General features: G+C 67.2%; 15 protein-coding genes. 11 read left to right on the top strand and 4 right to left on the bottom strand.

Annotated elements, in window-relative coordinates; all coding sequences use genetic code 11:
- Nucleotides 1-885: a hypothetical protein gene (locus AC1DGD_RS03920; RefSeq protein WP_476855951.1), complete on the top strand. Its 885-nt coding sequence runs from the start codon at nt 1-3 to the stop codon at nt 883-885.
- Between the two features lie 43 nt (nt 886-928).
- Here AC1DGD_RS03920 and AC1DGD_RS03915 read toward each other — a convergent pair whose 3' ends face one another.
- Nucleotides 929-2668, bottom strand: coding sequence for a long-chain-fatty-acid--CoA ligase (locus AC1DGD_RS03915; protein ID WP_476855950.1), 1740 nt, complete (start codon nt 2666-2668; stop codon nt 929-931).
- Nucleotides 2669-3007: 339 nt separating this feature from the next.
- On the opposite strand from AC1DGD_RS03915, the gene AC1DGD_RS03910 reads away from it, so the two are divergent.
- The 7 genes from AC1DGD_RS03910 to AC1DGD_RS03880 all read left to right on the top strand — a co-directional run bounded on the left by AC1DGD_RS03910 (nt 3008) and on the right by AC1DGD_RS03880 (nt 9708).
- On the top strand, nt 3008-4390 hold the full coding sequence (locus AC1DGD_RS03910) for an MBL fold metallo-hydrolase (RefSeq protein WP_476855949.1): 1383 nt from the start codon (nt 3008-3010) through the stop codon (nt 4388-4390).
- Nucleotides 4387-5703 (top strand): erythromycin esterase family protein, encoded by a 1317-nt coding sequence (locus tag AC1DGD_RS03905; protein WP_476849600.1) that lies wholly within the window; start codon nt 4387-4389, stop codon nt 5701-5703. Before AC1DGD_RS03910 ends, AC1DGD_RS03905 begins: the two co-directional genes overlap by 4 nt.
- 33 nt (nt 5704-5736) lie before the next feature.
- A complete protein-coding gene (locus AC1DGD_RS03900) occupies nt 5737-6606 on the top strand; it encodes a universal stress protein (protein WP_223917390.1) in 870 nt (289 codons plus the stop codon).
- A gap of 103 nt (nt 6607-6709) precedes the next feature.
- Nucleotides 6710-7396 carry a hypothetical protein gene (locus AC1DGD_RS03895; RefSeq protein ID WP_223917392.1) on the top strand — a complete coding sequence of 229 codons (687 nt, stop codon included), beginning with the start codon at nt 6710-6712 and terminating at the stop codon, nt 7394-7396.
- Between the two features lie 265 nt (nt 7397-7661).
- Complete coding sequence (locus tag AC1DGD_RS03890) at nt 7662-8867, top strand: inorganic phosphate transporter (protein WP_230010221.1); 1206 nt, start codon at nt 7662-7664, stop codon at nt 8865-8867.
- Nucleotides 8864-9085, top strand: coding sequence for a hypothetical protein (locus AC1DGD_RS03885; RefSeq protein ID WP_028276822.1), 222 nt, complete (start codon nt 8864-8866; stop codon nt 9083-9085). The genes AC1DGD_RS03890 and AC1DGD_RS03885 overlap by 4 nt, the downstream gene beginning before the upstream one ends.
- Nucleotides 9086-9159: 74 nt before the next feature.
- Entirely contained in the window at nt 9160-9708 is a 549-nt protein-coding gene (locus AC1DGD_RS03880; RefSeq protein WP_476855948.1) for a dihydrofolate reductase family protein, read from the top strand.
- Nucleotides 9709-9755: 47 nt separating this feature from the next.
- Here AC1DGD_RS03880 and AC1DGD_RS03875 read toward each other — a convergent pair whose 3' ends face one another.
- Nucleotides 9756-10220 (bottom strand): hotdog fold thioesterase, encoded by a 465-nt coding sequence (locus AC1DGD_RS03875; protein ID WP_223917399.1) that lies wholly within the window; start codon nt 10218-10220, stop codon nt 9756-9758.
- Between AC1DGD_RS03875 and polA the strand changes: the two genes are divergently transcribed.
- From polA to rpsA, 3 genes are all read left to right on the top strand, one after another.
- Complete coding sequence (gene polA, locus AC1DGD_RS03870; RefSeq protein ID WP_476855947.1) at nt 10219-13113, top strand: DNA polymerase I; 2895 nt, start codon at nt 10219-10221, stop codon at nt 13111-13113. The genes AC1DGD_RS03875 and polA overlap by 2 nt on opposite strands.
- Before the next feature lie 101 nt (nt 13114-13214).
- Nucleotides 13215-14501, top strand: a complete 1287-nt coding sequence (locus AC1DGD_RS03865) for a GNAT family N-acetyltransferase (RefSeq protein ID WP_476855946.1) — start codon at nt 13215-13217, stop codon at nt 14499-14501.
- Between the two features lie 238 nt (nt 14502-14739).
- Nucleotides 14740-16215, top strand: a complete 1476-nt coding sequence (gene rpsA / locus AC1DGD_RS03860; RefSeq protein ID WP_018773018.1) for a 30S ribosomal protein S1 — start codon at nt 14740-14742, stop codon at nt 16213-16215.
- 769 nt (nt 16216-16984) lie between these two features.
- On the opposite strand, the gene AC1DGD_RS03855 is transcribed toward rpsA, so the two are convergent.
- Nucleotides 16985-17596, bottom strand: a complete 612-nt coding sequence (locus AC1DGD_RS03855) for a GNAT family N-acetyltransferase (RefSeq protein WP_476855945.1) — start codon at nt 17594-17596, stop codon at nt 16985-16987.
- Between the two features lie 4 nt (nt 17597-17600).
- Complete coding sequence (locus AC1DGD_RS03850) at nt 17601-18302, bottom strand: IMPACT family protein (RefSeq protein WP_476855944.1); 702 nt, start codon at nt 18300-18302, stop codon at nt 17601-17603.
- Nucleotides 18303-18309 lie beyond the last annotated feature (7 nt).

Genomic DNA, 18309 nt, shown 5'->3' with positions numbered 1-18309 from the left:
ATGGGCCGCGTTGGGGCGCTGGGCGCGGCGGCCCTGCTTGTACTGACGCTGAGCGCCTGCACAGGCGGAGCGCCGTCACCGGCCCAGCTCTCTCCGACGGCAGCGCCGGCCGCCGGCGCCGTGCAGAGCGCGGCGCCCGTGTCCCTGGAGACTGGGACCGACGTCGGCAACGGCCGCCCGGCAGTGAGCCACGACGGGCTGATGGTTCGACGCCGCGCGGTCATTGCCATCCACCCCGCCGAGGGCGGAAAGCCGGGCCCGCCGCGCGCACGGCTCGAGCAGACCGCGGCTGCCGGCGGCATCGTCCTTTCCGACATCCCCCCGGACGTGCTCGAACCAGCGATCCTGGAGCACCTCGCGCCGGAACTGATCCTGGCGCTTCCGCCCGGAAGCACCAGCGACGACGCCGAGAGACTGGCGGAGCGCGCCTTCGGCCCGGAGGGCAGCTACCCCGGAGTGGAGCATGTCCACGTCGCCTCAGTCCTGGTCCACGACCTCCAGTTCAGCGTCGCTGCCGCCGATCCGGCAGTCCTGGCCGCTTCCATCGCCAGGGAAGGCATTCTCTCGGACGCGCTCGGGAACTACGGCACGTCGGTGGATGGCGGAGCCCTGACGGTCACGTACACGGGACCACTGCTCAGCGACTCGCTGGTGGAATCCGTGCGGAACGGCATGGCCCGCGGCGCCGGGGTCCAGCCAGCGGACGTGACGCTGGCTCCCCGTTCAACCACGGGGGAGGGAGTGGACATGTCCCGCGAACCGGAACCGGCGGAGCCTGAACCGTCCGCGGGGGACAGCGGGACGCACTCGCATGAGGAAGGCGGCGATGATTCGGGCAGCGGCACAACCGCGACGACCCCGGGCCCCGACGATTCAGGACACTGAGGAGTCCGGACACTGAGCGCACCAGTGGCCGGCCGGAGGTAAGCTACCGGCCGGCCACGAGCGTGTCCCGGATCTCGCGGCGCAGGACCTTGCCGATCAGCGAACGCGGCAGCTCATCCACCACGGCAACGCGGCGCGGCACCTTGTAGGCGGCCAGGTTCTCCCGGCCAAACGCCAGCAGCGCCTCCGGGTCCAGGCCGGAGCCCGCGGACGGGACGACGGCGGCAACCACGTCTTCGCCGCCGCCCGGGCGGGGCAGTCCCACCACGCACACGTCCCGGACACCGGGGTACCCGGAGAGGACATCTTCAACTTCCGTGGGGGAGACGTTGAAGCCCCCCGTGATGATCAGTTCCTTGATCCGGTCCCGGACGGTCACGAAATCATCCTTATCTACCGAGACGATGTCACCGGTCCGGAACCAGCCGCCCTCCAGCAGCGCCTCCTCGGTCTCCTTCGGCCGGTTCCAGTAGCCGGCAAAGACCTGCGGGCCGCGGACCAGGAGCTCGCCCTCCTCTCCCGGGGCGCGGTCCAGGAGGACGTTCCGCGGGTCCACCACACGAATGTCCGTCAGGGGAAACGGGACCCCCACGGTTCCCGGTTTCCGGCTGGGACCGAAGGGGTTGCCCAGGGCGATGGGCGAGGTTTCCGTCAGCCCGTAGCCCTCGATCAGGTAGCCCCCGGTCGCCTTCTCCCACGTGTCCACCGTCGCCGTCGGCAGGTTCATCGCCCCCGAGATGGAAAAGCGGATGCTGTCCAGCGCGATACCGCGCTCGGCGGCTGCGGCGGCGATGCGGTCGTAGATCGGCGGCACCGCCGGCAGGAATGTGGCAGGCGACTTCCTGTGGGCCTTCAGCACGAGGTCGACGTCGAACTTAGGGAAGAGCACCAGCCTCGCGCCGATGCTCAGGGCAAACGTCATGCACAGCGTCAGGCCGTAGGCGTGGAACATCGGCAGCACCGCGTACACGGTTTCCCGGCCGTCCTTGAGCCCCGGCACCCAGGCGCGGCCCTGCGCGGCATTGGCCTGCAGGTTGGCATGGGTCAGCATGGCGCCTTTGGGCCGGCCCGTGGTGCCGCTCGTGTATTGGATGACAGCCAGGTCAGTGGCGGCCGGGCGCGGATGCTTTTTCTTCAGGTCGCCGGCGCCAAGGAGGTCTTTCCACGCCAGCACAGTCCGGCGCGCCGGCTGCGCCACGGGCCGGCGCGTGTGCTTGCCGGCGGTCAAGGCGGCGCGGGCGGCGCGGGCCGCCGGCACGGGGAGCCGCAGCGCGACCCGTTGCAGCAGCGGCATCGCCGGAATCAGCTCAACGGAGACGATGCTCTGCAGCCCGACGTCGGCCGGCAGTTGGCGGACCTTGTCCACGGCCTTGTCCCAGACAACGGCGACGGTGGCGCCATGGTCCTCGAACTGGTGGCGCAGCTCACGGTCCGTATATAAGGGGTTGTGTTCGACGACCACGGCGCCCAGGCGCAGTGCCGCGTGGAACGCGATGATGTGTTGCGGGCAGTTCGGCAGGACCAGCGCCACCCGGTCACCGGCCCGGACGCCGAGCTTCCTCAGGCCCGCGGCCGCCCTGTTGATGGCGGTGCCGAGGTCCCGGTAGCTGGTACGCGCTCCGAAGAATTCCAGTGCGGTCTTCTTCCCGTAGCGCCGGACCGACGAGTCCATCAGGTCAACGAGGGACCCTTCCGGGAGCTTGAGGCTGGCGGGAACCCCGGGGCTGTAGTGGCGGGTCCAGGGGCGGTCGGGACGCCTGGGCCCTGCGGATTTGGTGCTCATGGTGTGTCCTTGCGACTGGGCTGCGCTGTGCTGGGCGGTGCCGGGCTGCCGGCCTCGGGCCCGGCCGGGCCCATCAAGAAATCCTACCGGGGGCGGCCCGCCTGGACGCGTGCCGCGGAGGCCCCGGCGGCGGCCGACGCCGGCCCGGAGGTGACTTTTGGCCCTTGGCACCCGGCAGGCCCGGGCGGAAGCTGGGGCGTACACCGCGAGCCGCGGGTCCGCGCACTTCTCTGGGGTCGTTCAGGACACAGGTTCGCGCTGGTCACAGGTTTGCGCAGGTCACAGGTTCGCGCGCAATTAACGCACAATTTACGCAAGAAGAAGGTCCACGGGGGCGCCATGAAGCAGCAGCAGCCGAGCCTGAACTTCCTTGGTGCCACCGACACCGTGACCGGTTCACGCTACCTGATCGACGCCGGCGGCGGGCGCGTGCTGGTGGACTGCGGACTCTTCCAGGGCTATAAGCGCAGCCGCGAGCGCAACCGGGCGCCCTTTCCAGTGCCGCCGCGGTCCATCGACGCCGTGGTGCTGACCCACGCGCACCTGGACCACACCGGATATGTCCCTGCTCTGGTCAGGGGCGGGTTCGGCGGCCCCGTGTACGCCACGGCCGGCACCACAGACCTATGCAAACTCATCCTGCCGGACAGCGGCCACCTGCAGGAGGAGGAGGCCCGGTATGCCTCGCAGCGGGGGTCATCCGCGCATGATCCCGCCCTGCCCCTCTACACGGCTGCGGACGCCGTCGCGTCCCTCAACAGATTCAAAATCGTCGGGTTTGATGTTCCCCTTGACCTTGGCGGTGGCATGGAGTTGACGTTCGTGCCGGCCGGACACATCCTGGGGGCCGCCCAGGTGCACGTCCGGGTTGGCTCCCAGTCGGTGCACTTCACCGGGGACCTGGGCCGGGCCGATGACCCGTTCATGTATCCGCCCCGCCCGCTCGGCGAAACCGGCATCCTGGTGACCGAATCAACCTACGGCAACCGGAAACACTCCACTGAGGATCCGGAGAAGCTGCTGGGAGAGATCATCAATCGCGTCGCGAAACGCGGAGGGGTCATCATGTTTGCCGCGTTCGCCGTCGGCCGGGCCGAAACGCTGATGCTGTACCTGTCCCGGCTCCTGCGCAAGGGCGCGATTCCTCGCATCCCGGTCTACCTCAACAGCCCCATGGCCATCGACGCCTCCGAAATGTACCAGCGCCACCCCGAAGAACACCGGCTCAAGCGGGAGGAATACGTGGACATGTACAAACTGGCCAAACTCACCCGCACCGTGGACGAATCCAAGTTGCTGAACCTGCGCGGCGGCCCCATGATCATCATCTCGGCCAGCGGCATGCTGACGGGCGGACGGATCCTGCACCACGTCGCGGCGTACGGCCCCGACCCGAAAAGCGCCATCATCCTCAGCGGCTACCAGGCCAGCGGCACGCGGGGGGCCACCCTTGCTGCCGGTGAACGCGAGTTGCGCATCTACGGGGAAGACGTCAAGGTGCGGGCCGAGGTTATCCAGATGGAAAGCCTGTCCGCGCACGCCGACGGCGACGCCATCATCGCGTGGATGAGGGCGGCAGAAGTAGCGCCCCGGATGACCTACATCACGCACGGTGACCCGGACGCGTCCGACGCCCTGCGTATCAGGATCAAACGCGAACTCGGCTGGCGGGCCAGGGTGCCCGAATACCTGGAGACGATCGACATCGAGGATCCGAGATGAACCCCGAGGCCGTCACCCGGACCACCGTGTTGAAGGAGGTCCACGATCTCGCCCGGCCGCTGAAAACCGATCGGGACCTCAACGGCCTCGTGCGGCGCGCGGCCGACTGCCGTTTTGTCGCCATCGGCGAGGCCTCCCACGGCACCCACGAGTTCTACACCTGGCGCGACACCCTCAGCAGGCGGCTCATCGCGGAGGAAGGCTACAACTGGATTGGGGTGGAAGGGGACTGGCCCGACTGCCGGCGGATCAACCGATGGGTCCGCGGCCAGGAGGGGAAGGACCAGGGCGTCCACGCGCTGCTGGCCGGCTTCGAACGCTGGCCAACCTGGATGTGGGCCAACGAGGAAGTCGCGGCGTTCCTGGACTGGCTGCGCAGCTGGAACCTGGCCAGGCCGCTGGACAAACGTGTCGGCTTCTACGGGCTGGATGTCTACTCGCTCTGGGATTCGCTGCGCGAAATCATCGGCTGGCTACAGGCGAACGTTCCCGACGCCGTCCCCGCGGCGGAGCGCGCCTGGCAGTGCTTCCTGCCCCACCACGAGGACCCGCACCAGTATGCCTGGAGCACGCGGCTGGTGCCGCAGTCCTGCGAGCCCGACGTCGTGGCCCTCCTGACCGAGGTCAGGAACCGGGCCTTCAGCCCCGGCCGGCAGGAGGAGGACGCCTTCGACGCCGTCCAGAACGCTGAAGTCGCGGCCAACGCCGAGCACTACTACCGCATCATGGTCCGCGGCGACAGGCAGTCCTGGAACGTCCGCGACCACCATATGGCCGACACCATCGACCGGGTCAGCAGGCACCTCGGGCCGGCGTCGAAGGGACTGATCTGGGAACACAACACACATATCGGCGATGCCCGGGCCACCGACATGGCGCAGGACGGCCTGGTCAACGTCGGGCAGCTGCTGCGCGAACGCCACGCGGGCGAAGGCGTGCTGCTGGTCGGCTTCGCATCCCACCGCGGCTCCGTGCTCGCCTCCGACGGGTGGGGCCGCCCCGAACGCATCCTGACGGTGCCGGAAGCGCGCCCGGGCAGCCACGAAGACTTCCTGCATCAGGCCCTGGGGGTGCCCTCAGTGCTGGTGTTCGGCGACGACAGGACCGGGCCGTGGCTTTCGACATGGCTCGGACACCGGGCGATCGGCGTCGTCTACCACCCGGAACGGGACGCCGGAAACTACGTTCCGACCCGGATGGGGGAGCGCTACGACGCCCTCATCTGGCTGGAACACACCGCAGCGCTGCGTCCGGTGCACCATGAACGCCCGCCCCGCGAACCGGAGTTCGAGACCGAGCCCACCGGATTCTAGGCCGGTGTGCATTCCAGGAAAGCAGGAATCAGCATGAGCAAAGCAATCATCGTCGGCATCAACGGGTCCGCGGGCAGCAGCGCCGCCCTGGCCTGGGCCCTTGACCGGGCCGCCCGGGACAAGCTCCCGGTCACGGTCGTCCACGCGGTGGACGACCGCTGGATGTCACCGGATTTTCAGTACCACGAGATCATCCGGGAATCGGGGATGGACCTGCTTCGGGACGCTGAGACGGCCGCCCGTGAGCAGGCCCCGGACGTCACTGTCGACATCCAGCTCCGTCATGGCAGCGGCGGCTCGGTGCTCCGGGAAGTCTCCAAGGAGGCAGCCATGATCGTGGTTGGCGGCCATGACAAACATTGGATGGGCGGCGGTCCCATGACGGACCGGGCCCTGCAGGTTGTCTCGGCCTCGGAATGCCCGGTAGCCGTCGTGCCGGCGAAACCGGCCACCGGGGCAAAGGGCGTCGTGGTCGGCGTGGACGGCTCCGAGGAGTCGCTGCAGGCCGTCGCCTTCGCGGCCGCCGAAGCTGACCGGGGTGGAGACGAGCTCACCGTGGTCCTCGCGTTCAAGAGCCCTGCCCGGTGGGTCGAGAAGCAGCTGCCGACCAGTGGTCTCGCCGAGAGCATCGTCGAAGAGGACCGGATTGTTCTCGCCGAGTCGGTCGCCGGGCTCGGCGACAAATACCCCGACCTGGTGGTCCATCAGCGCCTTGAGACGAACACCGAACCGGCGAAGGCCCTCGTGGATATCGCCGCCGACGCCAGGGAGTTGGTGATTGGAAGTCGCGGACGTGGCGGGTTCTCCCGAACCGTGCTCGGCTCCACCGCGCACGCTGTACTCCTGAACGTGCCGTGCCCCACCATCGTGACGAAGGTGCATAAGGTCAAGCACGGCGACTGACCGCCCGGCAAGCAACCCGGGCCGGCAAGGTCCCGGAACGGGGCGGAGAGCCCCCTTTTGGAGGGGGCTTTCCGGCGCCGCCAACGGATGGGAGGATGATGCCGTGGACCCCTTCTTCAATTTCATCACCCACTTTTGGTGGCTCGTCTTTCCCCTGAGCGGCCTGGCCGGGGGGTGGGCGCGGTCCTGGTCCAAAGCCGCCGAACGCCGGCACCGCCGCCGCGTGGAGCTTTATACGCTCAAGAACCAGGCTGCGCAGGCAGAGCAGGCCAGCCAGGCCGACGTGCTGGCCCTCATGAAGGCGCACGACACCGTCAACCAACGCTGGCTGGATTACGAACTCGACGTGGGGAAGCTGATCGACTACCCGGTCATGACGGATGTCCGGGAGCCCCTCACCGTGGCCTTCCTCCGGGCCAAACGCGAGGCCGACGGGCTGCGCCCCGCCGCCCCGGCGGAAGTCAGGACCGCCGCGCGGCTTGCGGAGTACCGTGCGGCCGTGACCAGCTTTGAGCTCGCATTCGACGTCGCCGAACGGGAAGCCAAACGGATCAGGGACAGCAAGTTCACCGGTCCCGAACGCCAGCGGCTCGAGACAGCCCGGAAACTTCTGCGGATAGCGTCGGACGCGGCCGCAACTCCCGCCGAGCGGCAGACGGCCTACCGCCGCGCCCGCCGGGAACTCGACGGGCTCATCGTGCTGCCCGAGGCGACGCTAGCGGCGCTGGAGGACAGGATCGCTTCGATGCTCGGCGCGGGCCCGGCGCCGGACGTCCGCCGGGCCGTCTGAGCTGGGCCGCAGCCGGCGGAGCCGGGCGGTGCCCGCTGTGACCGGCACCGCACCGCCACCGTGAAGGCCCGTGCCGCACAGGAGGACTGAATTTAGGGACTTCTGGCATGTTTTGCCCAGCCGTCCTTCCCACGTACCATCGATAAGGTTTCAAATCGCGTTAGCGCCACCGAATTCATCTGATCAGGCATCGAATGGACGTCGTGGCCATGCAGCAACGGGGATGTGGAACTGCCGACCGTGAACACTTCAGATTGGGCAACAGGTGGAAATCACCGTAATGGTGGCGCTAGTGATATCGCTGGCGCTGTTCTTCGACTTCACCAACGGATTTCATGACACCGCGAACGCCATGGCTACCCCCATCGCGACCGGCGCCATCAAACCGAAAACAGCAGTTGCCCTCGCGGCGGTGCTGAACCTCGTGGGAGCGTTCCTCTCCACGGAAGTCGCCAAGACCGTCTCGGGCGGCATCATCAAGGAAGGCTCGGACGGGGTCCAGATCACCCCGGACATCATCTTCGCCGGGCTGATGGGCGCCATCCTCTGGAACATGATCACCTGGCTCAAGGGCCTGCCGTCCAGTTCCTCCCACGCCCTCTTCGGCGGCCTGATCGGGGCCGCGATTGCCGGTATCGGCATCCACGCGATCAACTTCGAGTCAATTCTCCAAAAGATCATTCTTCCCGCGGTGTTCGCCCCGATCATCGCGGGCGGCGTAGCCTACTTGTGCACGCGGCTGGCGTACGGCCTGACCGCCCGCCATGACCCCGAAACCGGGGACAAGCTCACGCAGAAGCGCGGCGGATTCCGGACCGGTCAAGTCTTCACGTCCAGCCTCGTGGCGCTGGCCCACGGCACCAACGACGCCCAGAAGACGATGGGCATCATCACCCTGGTCCTGATCTCCGCCGGCCTGCAGCCTGCCGGCTCCGGTCCGGAGTGGTGGGTTATCACCGCCTGTGCCTTCGCCATCGCGATCGGCACGTATTCCGGCGGGTGGCGGATCATCCGCACCATGGGCTCGGGACTCACCGAAGTGAAGCCCGCCCAGGGCTTTGCCGCCGAGACCAGCACCGCCACAGCCATTCTGGCGTCCTCGCACCTGGGCTTCGCCCTGTCCACCACGCAGGTGGCCTCCGGCTCGGTCGTGGGCTCCGGCATGGGACGCCGCGGCACTACGGTGCGGTGGGGAACCGCCGGCCGGATTGCCATTGGCTGGCTGTTCACGCTGCCGGCCGCCGGAATCATGGGCGCGCTGACGGCTCTGCTCGTGCAGACCGGGGTCGTAGGCGTGATCATCGCGGCAACTGCCGGCACCGCCGCAGTGGCCTACATGTTTGTGCGCTCACGGAAGTCGCCTGTGGGCAGCAACAACGCCGTCGAGATCGAGGAAGTCGGCCAAGCCGTGCAGTTCCGGAAGAAAAAGTCCGCCACCAAGTCGATCAAGAACGGCGGTGCCCAGCGATGAAATGGCTGGAACTGTTCAGCGTGGCGAGTGCCACGCTTGTGTCCGCTGTAACCGTGGTAGTTCTCTACTCCCTCGGCGTCCGGCTCACGGCCATCGCGGGGGACACCCGGACCTCCCCGGCGGCCTGGACCCGACCGCTCGCTTACACGTGCTTCGCTTTGTGCGGCGCCGCCATTCTCTTCGGGCTCTACCTGATCATTCCTTACTTCCACAAATAGGACGTCCCCGCGGCCGTGCAGCCGTTGCGTCACGGGGATGGGACACCGGCCACCGCAGTGGCTAGGCTGGGGCCATGGTGAGCTTCCAATACTTCGTGGCGTCCTCACTCGACGGGTTCATCGCCACTGCCGACGACAATCTCGCCTGGCTGCTGCAGTTCGACGGCTTTGAGGGCGGACAGGACAGCTATGACGGGTTCATGGCCGACGTCGGCTGCATCGTCATGGGCGGCGAGACGTACGCGTGGCTTCGGGAGCACGAACCGGACACCTGGCCGTATCCGGGCACACCTTCCTGGGTCTTCACCCGTCACGAGCACGCCGCCCCGAAGGGCGCGGATGTGACGTTCGTGCGCGGGGCGGTAGGCGAGTTCGTGGACGACCTCAAAGAAGCGGCCGGCGGCCGAAACGTCTGGGTTGTGGGTGGAGGCGTGCTCGCAGCGCAGTTCGCTGACGCCGGGCTGCTGGACGAACTGATTGTCTCGGTCATTCCCGTGGTGCTGGGCGGCGGCAAACAGTTGCTGCCTATGGCGGGCCCGACGCCGCCGCTCGAGTTGACATCTTCCCGCACCTTGGGCCGGGGCATCGTGGAGCTGCGCTACCGCTTCGCGGCCCGGCCCTAGCCGGATCCGGCGCCGCCGGGCCGGTCGCCCTCCGCGTTATCGCGGACCTAGCGCGCGATATCGCGGATCAGGTTCGTGATCCGGGCGGTGGAGAGCCGCCGGCCGCGTTCGTCGGTCATCACGATTTCGTGGGTGGCGAGCGTCCGGCCGAGGTGAATGGCCGTGCAGGTGCCGGTGACGATGCCCTCGGAGATCGCCCGGTGGTGCGTCGCCCCGACCTCGATCCCGAGCGCCTGCCGGTCAGGTCCGGCGTGCATGCCCGCCGCGAAAGAACCCAGGGTTTCGGCCAGGACCACGTGGGCCCCGCCGTGCAGGATGCCTGCCACCTGGGTGTTCCCCGCCACCGGCATGGTGGCCACAGTGCGCTCCGGGCTCATCTCGAGGAAGCGGATCCCCATCTTCACCACAAGGGCTCCGACGCCGTACTGGCCCAGCCAATCGTGCATCTCCTCGGGAACACCGGCCGCAGCGAGCTCGGCCGCGTACGGGCCGGGCGTGAAATTGTCCATCATGGGAACTAGGCTGGCACCTGTGAGTGAAACTACCAAACCGGCCCTTGCCCTCGAGAATGCAGCCTCCCAAAATGCTGCCCCCCTTTCCGCGGACACTGCCGCAGACCAACTCCTGGCAGCTGAGCCGGATTCAGGGGTTGCGGCCAAGCGTGCCGGAAAATCCAGCCGGGCCGCGGCGTCGGTTTCCGCCACTGAGGCCCCCGTGATTCCCATCACGGACCAGCCGCGGCTACTCGTCCTCGATGGGCACTCCATGGCGTTCCGGGCGTTCTTTGCCCTGCCCGCGGACAAGTTCTCCACCGCCACGGGCCAGCACACGAACGCCGTCCACGGCTTCACGTCCATGCTGATCAACCTGATCAAGGAGCAAAAGCCCACCCACGTGGCGGTCGCCTTCGACGTCTCCGATGACACGACGCACCGCAAGGCCGAGTACAGCGAGTACAAGGGCGGACGCAACGAGACCCCGCGGGAAATGAGCGGCCAGATCGACCTCATCGACAAGGTCATGGGCGCCTGGGGCATCAAGACCATCAAAATGCCCGGTTGGGAAGCTGACGACATCCTGGCCACCCTCGCCGCAATGGGGGAAAAGGCCGGTTACGAAGTGCTGCTGGTCTCAGGCGACCGCGACGCCTTCCAGCTCATCACCGACAACGTTTTCGTCCTGTACCCCAAGAAGGGTGTCAGCGATATTCCCCGCATGGACGCGGACGCCATCCAGGAGAAGTACTTCGTCAGCCCGGCCCAGTACTCGGACCTCGCCGCCCTGGTGGGGGAATCCGCGGACAACCTCCCCGGTGTTCCCGGCGTCGGCCCCAAGACGGCAGCGAAATGGATCAACCTTTACGGCGGACTGGAGGGGGTCCTGGAGAACCTCGACGCGATCGGCGGGAAGGTGGGGGACTCCCTGCGCGAATACGTTGACGACGTCAAGCGCAACCGGCGCCTCAACAGGCTGCACACCGACCTGGATCTGCCAGTGACGCTGGACGAGCTCGCGGACCCGCGGCCGGACCAGGCCGCCCTCGAGGAGCTGTTCGACGCCCTGGAATTCAAGACCATCCGGACCCGGCTCTTTGCCCTCTACGGCAGTGAAGTCACCGAAGCCGAGCGGGAAAGCCTCGACATCCCGGACTTCGTGATCCCGGCGGACGCAGCCGAACTCGGCGCGTTCCTCGAGGCCGGTGCCGGCAAGCGCTCCGCTGTGGCGGTCGACGTTGTGCCCGGCCGGATCGGCGAGGACGCCGCAGCGGTGGCGATCGTCCGCGACGACGCCGCCGTCTATATCGACCTGGCCAGCCAGGACGCCGCCGCCGAAAACGTTCTGGCCGCATGGCTGCGCGACGCCCACGCACCGAAGGTCATGCACGGGTTCAAGGCTGCCCTGAAGGCCCTGACCGCGCGCGGCCTGGAACTGGAAGGCGTGGTGGATGACACCTCGATCTCCGGCTACCTCATCCAGCCGGACCGCCGCAGCTATGAACTCGCCGAGCTGGCACAGCATCACCTCAACATCGCGGTTTCCACGGAGGCCGCCAAGGAAGGCCAGCTTGAGCTGGCGTTCGACGGCGACGACGCCGCCGCTGCGGGCGCGCTGGTCCACGTCGCCGCCGTCGTGCAGGCCCTGAGCCGCTTCTTCGAATCAGAACTGACGGAACGCAAAGCGCAGGACCTGCTCACCACGCTGGAACTGCCCGTCAGCCGCGTCCTCGCCGATATGGAACTCGCGGGAATCGCCATCGACATGCCCCGCATGGACGAGCAGCTGTCGGATCTCGCCAAGGTGATCGACAACGCCCAGGAGCTGGCGTTCGCCGCGATCGGCCACGAGGTCAACCTCGGTTCGCCGAAGCAGCTCCAGACCGTGCTGTTCGACGAACTGCAGTTGCCGAAGACCAAGAAAATCAAGTCCGGCTACACCACCGACGCCGCGTCACTCAAAAACCTGCTGGAAAAGACCGGGCACGAATTCCTGGTCCAGCTCATGGCGCACCGGGAGTCGTCGAAGCTGCGCCAGATGCTGGAGTCGCTGAAGAAGTCTGTCACGGAAGACGGCCGGATCCACACCACGTACGCGCAGAACGTCGCAGCCACGGGCCGGATCTCCTCCAACAACCCCAACCTGCAGAACATCCCCATCCGCAGCGAGGAAGGCCGGCGCGTCCGCGGCATCTTTGTGGTCAGCGAGGGCTACGAGTGCCTGCTCTCCGCGGACTACTCGCAGATCGAAATGCGCATCATGGCGCACCTCTCGGGCGACGCCGGCCTGATCCAGGCCTACAAGGACGGCGAAGACCTCCACCGGTTCGTGGGCTCTAACATTTTCCATGTGCCCACCGACCAGGTGACCAGCGCCATGCGGTCCAAGGTCAAGGCGATGTCCTATGGCCTCGCGTACGGGCTGACCTCGTTCGGTCTGTCCAAGCAGCTGGAGATCTCCGTCGACGAGGCGCGGACCCTCATGAAGGACTACTTCGACCGGTTCGGCGCCGTCCGCGACTACCTTCGCGGCGTGGTGGACCAGGCCCGGATCGACGGCTACACCGCCACCATCGAGGGGCGCCGGCGCTACCTCCCGGACCTGACCAGCACCGACCGCCAGCTGCGTGAGAATGCGGAGCGCATCGCGCTGAACTCGCCCATCCAGGGATCGGCGGCTGACATCATCAAGCGCGCCATGCTGGGTGTGCACGCGGAACTGGCGGCACGGGGCCTGAAATCGCGCATGCTCCTGCAGGTCCATGATGAACTTGTCCTCGAAGTCGCCGCGGGTGAGCGCGAGGCCGTGGAGAAGCTGGTGACCGAGCAAATGGGCTCGGCCGCGGACCTCAGCGTTCCGCTGGACGTCCAGATCGGCATTGGCTCCAGCTGGTACGAGGCGGGGCACTAAAGCTGGACAGGTATCGGCAAGGTTTCGGTCCGGCAAGGTTTCGGTCCGGCAGTATTCGTTCCGGCTATGCCGGGACCCGAGATTCTCAGGGGGAGAAGTACGTGGCAGATAAGTACGAGCTCAGGCGGTTCCGCGCGGTCGCGAAGGACGAGGCGGATTACGCGCAAGGCACGGCGTGGCTGCGCGGGGTCGGGATCGGCTTCTACGACGAGCCGCGCAAAGACGACTTCGCGGACAAGATCATGGCCATGTATCTCGTGGACAACCGTGAAATGACCGGCGTTTACCAGGCCGACGGCGTTGCGGCCCACTCGCTGGCTGCCGACGTCCCGGTGGCGACCTTCGCCACCCTGCGCAAGGACCTGAACATCGGCTACGGCCGTCAGCTCGAAGCCCAGCTGGTCACGGCCGTCACGGTGCGCGGGACCCACCGCCGGCAGGGACTGCTGCGGCGGATGATGACCGAGGACCTTGCCGCGGCGAAGGCGGACGGCGTCGCGCTGGCGGCACTGACCGCCTCGGAGGCCTCGATCTACGGGCGGTTCGGTTACGGTGTGGCCACCTTCGAGCGCAGCATCAAGGTCGACACCGGGCCGCGCTTCCGGCTGCGCCATGCGCCCGCCGGCACCGTGGAGATTGCGGACCGCAAGGTCCTGCTGGAACTGGCCCCCGAGGTTTTTGGTCGGGTCCACGCGTCCATGCCCGGATCGATCTCGCGGCAGGAAGCGTACCGGCTGCGGTCTTCGGGCATACTCGGCCGGGACGGCAGCGAGGACGAGGCAATCCGCTGCGCCCTGCACTACGACGCCGCCGGAACCGTGGACGGCTACGTGTCCTATAAATTCGCCGGGTGGGGCGCCAAGCCGTACACCATGGAGATCGTGGACCTCGTGGCCGCGAATGACGCCGCGTACCTGGAACTCTGGCAGTTCCTGGGCAGCATCGACCTCGTGGACCGGATCAGCTGGCAGGATGCACCGGTGGACGACCCCCTGACCTGGGCGCTTGAGGACCCGCGATGCGTCGAGGCATCGGACCACCGCGACATGCTGTGGCTGCGCGTCCTGGACCCGGCCCGGGTGCTGGGGGCCCGGCGCTACTCGGCCGACGGGACGGTCGTTCTCGCGGTCAGGGACAGTCTCGGCTTCGCGGCCGGCACCTTCGCGCTCACGGTCAGCGGGGGAGAGGCCACGGTGCGGCCGGCTCCGGAGGCTGAGCCGGACCTGTCCCTTGATGTTGCGGACCTCGGCTCCATCTATCTGGGCGCCGTTTGTCCCGTGACGCTGAAAGCTGCCGGCCGGATCACCGAGCACACCGCCGGGGCGGCGCTGACGGCGCGCCTCATGTTCGCCGTCGAACGTTCACCGCACTGCCTCACGCACTTCTAGGCCTCCGGTCCGATTTCGGCGCCTAAGGCGACACGGACGGCCCCGTGCGCTTTGACCGGCGTTCGCGTAAACGACTAGACTAAACAGGCGCGTACTACGTGCGCGCATCTACAATCCACAAAATCAGGATGACCCGGCGGAACGCTTGCTGTGACGCCGTGCTCTTGGCCTGCATTCCATAATGCCGGCGAAGCGGTTTGCCTGACCGACTCACTATCCACAACGGAGCCCCTACTACATGACCATCACCTCCACCGAGAAGCCCGGTACCCCCGTAGTCGCCATTAACGACATCGGTACCGCTGAGGACTTCCTCGCAGCTGTCGACGCCACCATCAAGTACTTCAACGACGGAGACCTCGTCGAAGGTACCGTCGTCAAGGTCGACCGCGACGAAGTCCTGCTCGACATCGGTTACAAGACCGAAGGTGTCATTCCCTCCCGCGAGCTTTCCATCAAGCACGACGTTGACCCCGGAGACGTCGTCTCCGTTGGCGATCAGGTCGAAGCCCTGGTGCTCACCAAGGAAGACAAAGAAGGCCGCCTGATCCTCTCCAAGAAGCGTGCTCAGTACGAGCGTGCCTGGGGCGACATCGAGAAGGTCAAGGAAGAAGACGGTGTTGTCACCGGTACCGTCATCGAGGTTGTCAAGGGTGGTCTTATCCTCGACATCGGTCTGCGCGGCTTCCTGCCCGCATCCCTCGTCGAGATGCGCCGTGTGCGCGACCTCGCTCCGTACATCGGTCAGCAGATCGAAGCCAAGATCATCGAGCTGGACAAGAACCGCAACAACGTTGTGCTGTCCCGCCGTGCATGGCTCGAGCAGACCCAGTCCGAGGTCCGCTCCACGTTCCTCAACAAGCTGGAAAAGGGCCAGGTCCGTCCCGGCGTCGTTTCCTCCATCGTCAACTTCGGTGCCTTCGTGGACCTGGGCGGCGTAGACGGCCTGGTTCACGTTTCCGAGCTGTCCTGGAAGCACATCGACCACCCGTCCGAGGTTGTCGAAGTTGGCCAGGAAGTCACCGTCGAGGTTCTCGAGGTCGACCTGGACCGCGAGCGCGTCTCCCTGTCGCTCAAGGCTACGCAGGAAGATCCGTGGCAGACCTTCGCCCGCACCCACGCCCTCGGCCAGGTTGTTCCGGGTAAGGTCACCAAGCTCGTTCCGTTCGGCGCGTTCGTTCGCGTTGAAGACGGCATCGAAGGCCTGGTCCACATTTCCGAGCTCGCCGTGCGCCACGTTGAGCTGGCCGAGCAGGTTGTCTCCGTTGGTGACGAGTTGTTCGTCAAGGTCATCGACATCGACCTCGAGCGCCGCCGCATCTCGCTCTCCCTCAAGCAGGCCAACGAGGGCGTCGACGCCGACAGCACCGAATTCGATCCGGCTCTCTACGGCATGGCCGCAGAGTACGACGAAGAGGGCAACTACAAGTACCCGGAGGGCTTCGACCCGGAGTCCAACGAGTGGCTTGAAGGCTACGAGAACCAGCGCGCAGCCTGGGAGCAGCAGTACGCTGACGCCCAGACCCGCTGGGAAGCACACAAGAAGCAGGTTGCCCAGCACGCTGCCGACGACGCTGCAGCTGCAACGTCCGGTGAGAGCGATTCCGGCACCACCAGCTACTCCTCCGAGCCGGCTGCAGCCGAGACCGGTGCAGGCACGCTTGCTTCGGACGAGGCTCTTGCCGCTCTGCGCGAGAAGCTGACCGGCAACTAATTGCCCGTGATCCTCAAGGAGTCAGCTCCCTGAGGCCAGGCAGTTTGTAGCTTGAAGGTGGCCGTCCCCTCGGGGGCGGCCACCTTTTTGTGTGCCCCGAGGGGACATGCCCATTTTTGAAGCCCTCCCTCCGGGGACATGCCCATTTTTCGAGCCGGGCCGTAGACATTTGTGGATTGTGTCCAGTCCTGGCCCCGTGCGCGGGACATGTCCAGTGCGGGGAGGACGGCGCCATGCCCTGGCGCCGGACATGCCCCGCGGCGCCCGGACCACCGGACATGCCCATTTTTGAAGCCCTCCCTCCGGGGACATGCCCATTTTTCGAGCCGGGCCGTGGACATTTGAGGATTGTGCCCAGTCCTGGCCCTGGGCGCGGGACATGTCCGGTGCGGGGAGGACGGCGCCATGCCCTGGTGCCGGATATGCCCCGCGGGCGCCCGGACCACCGGACATGCCCATTTTTGAAGCCCTCCCTCCGGGGACATGCCCATTTTTCGAGCCGGGCCGTGGACATTTGAGGATTGTGCCCAGTCCTGGCCCTGGGTGCGGGACATGTCCAGTGCGGGGAGGCCGGCGCCATGCGTTGGTGCCGGACATGCGCATTCCTGACACTAGGCACCGGGCTGCCGTTGCACGCGTTTCCTGCTCGTCAGGACAAGCAAGGGGCCGCGCCATGGAATGTAGGCTCCTTGACGGCAGCCAGGCGCTGACGACGGGGGCATGTCCAATGACGGAAGGGAGCCCGGGCCCGGCCCAGGGTGCCATGCCTTCAGCGCAGCGGGATCTTCGCTATGACCGGCACCGTGTGCGTCTGCGAGGCGGCACCGGTCACCAGTTCGGCGCCCGCGTACTTCAGCAACGCGAGGGCTCCCACATTGCCGGCCGTCGTCTCGGCTACCAGGACGGCTGCCCCGGTCGACGCGGCGCGAGCCCTTACGAGGCGCAGCGCCTCGCGGCCCACACCCTGGCCGCGGAAGCTCCGGGCGAGCCAGATTCCGGTCTCCAGCGCCCAGCCGCCACCCCCTGCAACGGCCCCGGCGCCACCACCTGGCCCAGCCCCGGCGGCACCAACAGCCCCGGCGCCACCACCGGCCCAGCCCTCATCCGCTGCTGCCGGCTCCGTGTCCATACGCCTGAGCCGCACGGACCCTGCCATCTGCCCGTCGCAGCTGATGGCCCACGTCTTCTGCCCCGCGGGACCGTCCAGGCCGGCTGCGGCGGCGCGGTGAAATTCGCGGAACCAGCTGATCCGGTCGGTGTTCCAGCCGGCGGTCGTGCCCAGCGGCGGGGTGACCTCGTCGGCGTCGGCGTCCCGGAGCGCAAGTTCCAGGAGTTGTTCGAGAACGTCCTCGCTGACGTCAAGCAGCGCGACCGGGGGCACGGGCTCAGCTGATGGGCACATCGATCCACTCCGTTTCTCCGGGCAGCAGCGACGCACTGCCGGCCGACATGGCGGCCACGCGGTCCGCTGCCCGGGCCAGTTCTTCCGGATCATCCGGCAGCGCCAGCCTCAGGACAGTAGTCTGCGCCTCGTAACGGGTTTCGGCCATGACATACCCCGCGGCGCGCAGATCGTTCTCGAGCCGGCCGGCGACGGCGTGCTGTACGGGTACCGAGCAAATGCGCAGCCGGCGGCGCCGCACGAGGGGAGCCAGCTCCAGCGCTCCGGACACCGATTCGGAATAGGCCCGCACCAGGCCGCCGGCACCAAGGAGAATGCCGCCGAAATAGCGCACGACGACGACGGCGACGTCGCTGAGATCGGCGACGCCGGGTGCGGTCTCCCGCTTCAGCAGCGCCTCGAGCATGGGGATGCCCGCGGTGCCGGACGGCTCGCCGTCGTCGTTGGAACGCTGGATGTCCCGGTCGGGGCCGAGCACGAAGGCGAAGCAGTGATGCCGGGCGTCATGGAATTCGCGGCGCAACCCGCCCAGGACGGCCCGGGCGGCGTCCTCGTCCGCCGAGCGGGCCAGCACGGTGATGAAACGGGACCGCTTGACCTCGATTTCGTGCCGAAACCCGGGCCCCGCGGCGAGGGTGGTGTAGACGGCCGTCCTGCTCTCGGGGGATTCCGCCGCATCTGCCACCGGTTCA

The sequence above is a fragment of the Arthrobacter sp. 05T45 genome (genome assembly GCF_056395875.1).
This window is presented reverse-complemented; position numbering and strand designations above follow the sequence as displayed.

Coding starts and splice junctions, on each gene's coding strand:
- AC1DGD_RS03915 (WP_476855950.1), bottom strand. CDS start 2,668: ATGAGCACCAAATCCGCAGGGCCCAGGCGTCCCGACCGCCCCTGGACC.
- rpsA (WP_018773018.1), top strand. CDS start 14,740: ATGACCATCACCTCCACCGAGAAGCCCGGTACCCCCGTAGTCGCCATT.
- AC1DGD_RS03900 (WP_223917390.1), top strand. CDS start 5,737: ATGAGCAAAGCAATCATCGTCGGCATCAACGGGTCCGCGGGCAGCAGC.
- polA (WP_476855947.1), top strand. CDS start 10,219: ATGGGAACTAGGCTGGCACCTGTGAGTGAAACTACCAAACCGGCCCTT.
- AC1DGD_RS03875 (WP_223917399.1), bottom strand. CDS start 10,220: ATGATGGACAATTTCACGCCCGGCCCGTACGCGGCCGAGCTCGCTGCG.
- AC1DGD_RS03920 (WP_476855951.1), top strand. CDS start 1: ATGGGCCGCGTTGGGGCGCTGGGCGCGGCGGCCCTGCTTGTACTGACG.
- AC1DGD_RS03905 (WP_476849600.1), top strand. CDS start 4,387: ATGAACCCCGAGGCCGTCACCCGGACCACCGTGTTGAAGGAGGTCCAC.
- AC1DGD_RS03910 (WP_476855949.1), top strand. CDS start 3,008: ATGAAGCAGCAGCAGCCGAGCCTGAACTTCCTTGGTGCCACCGACACC.
- AC1DGD_RS03880 (WP_476855948.1), top strand. CDS start 9,160: ATGGTGAGCTTCCAATACTTCGTGGCGTCCTCACTCGACGGGTTCATC.
- AC1DGD_RS03885 (WP_028276822.1), top strand. CDS start 8,864: ATGAAATGGCTGGAACTGTTCAGCGTGGCGAGTGCCACGCTTGTGTCC.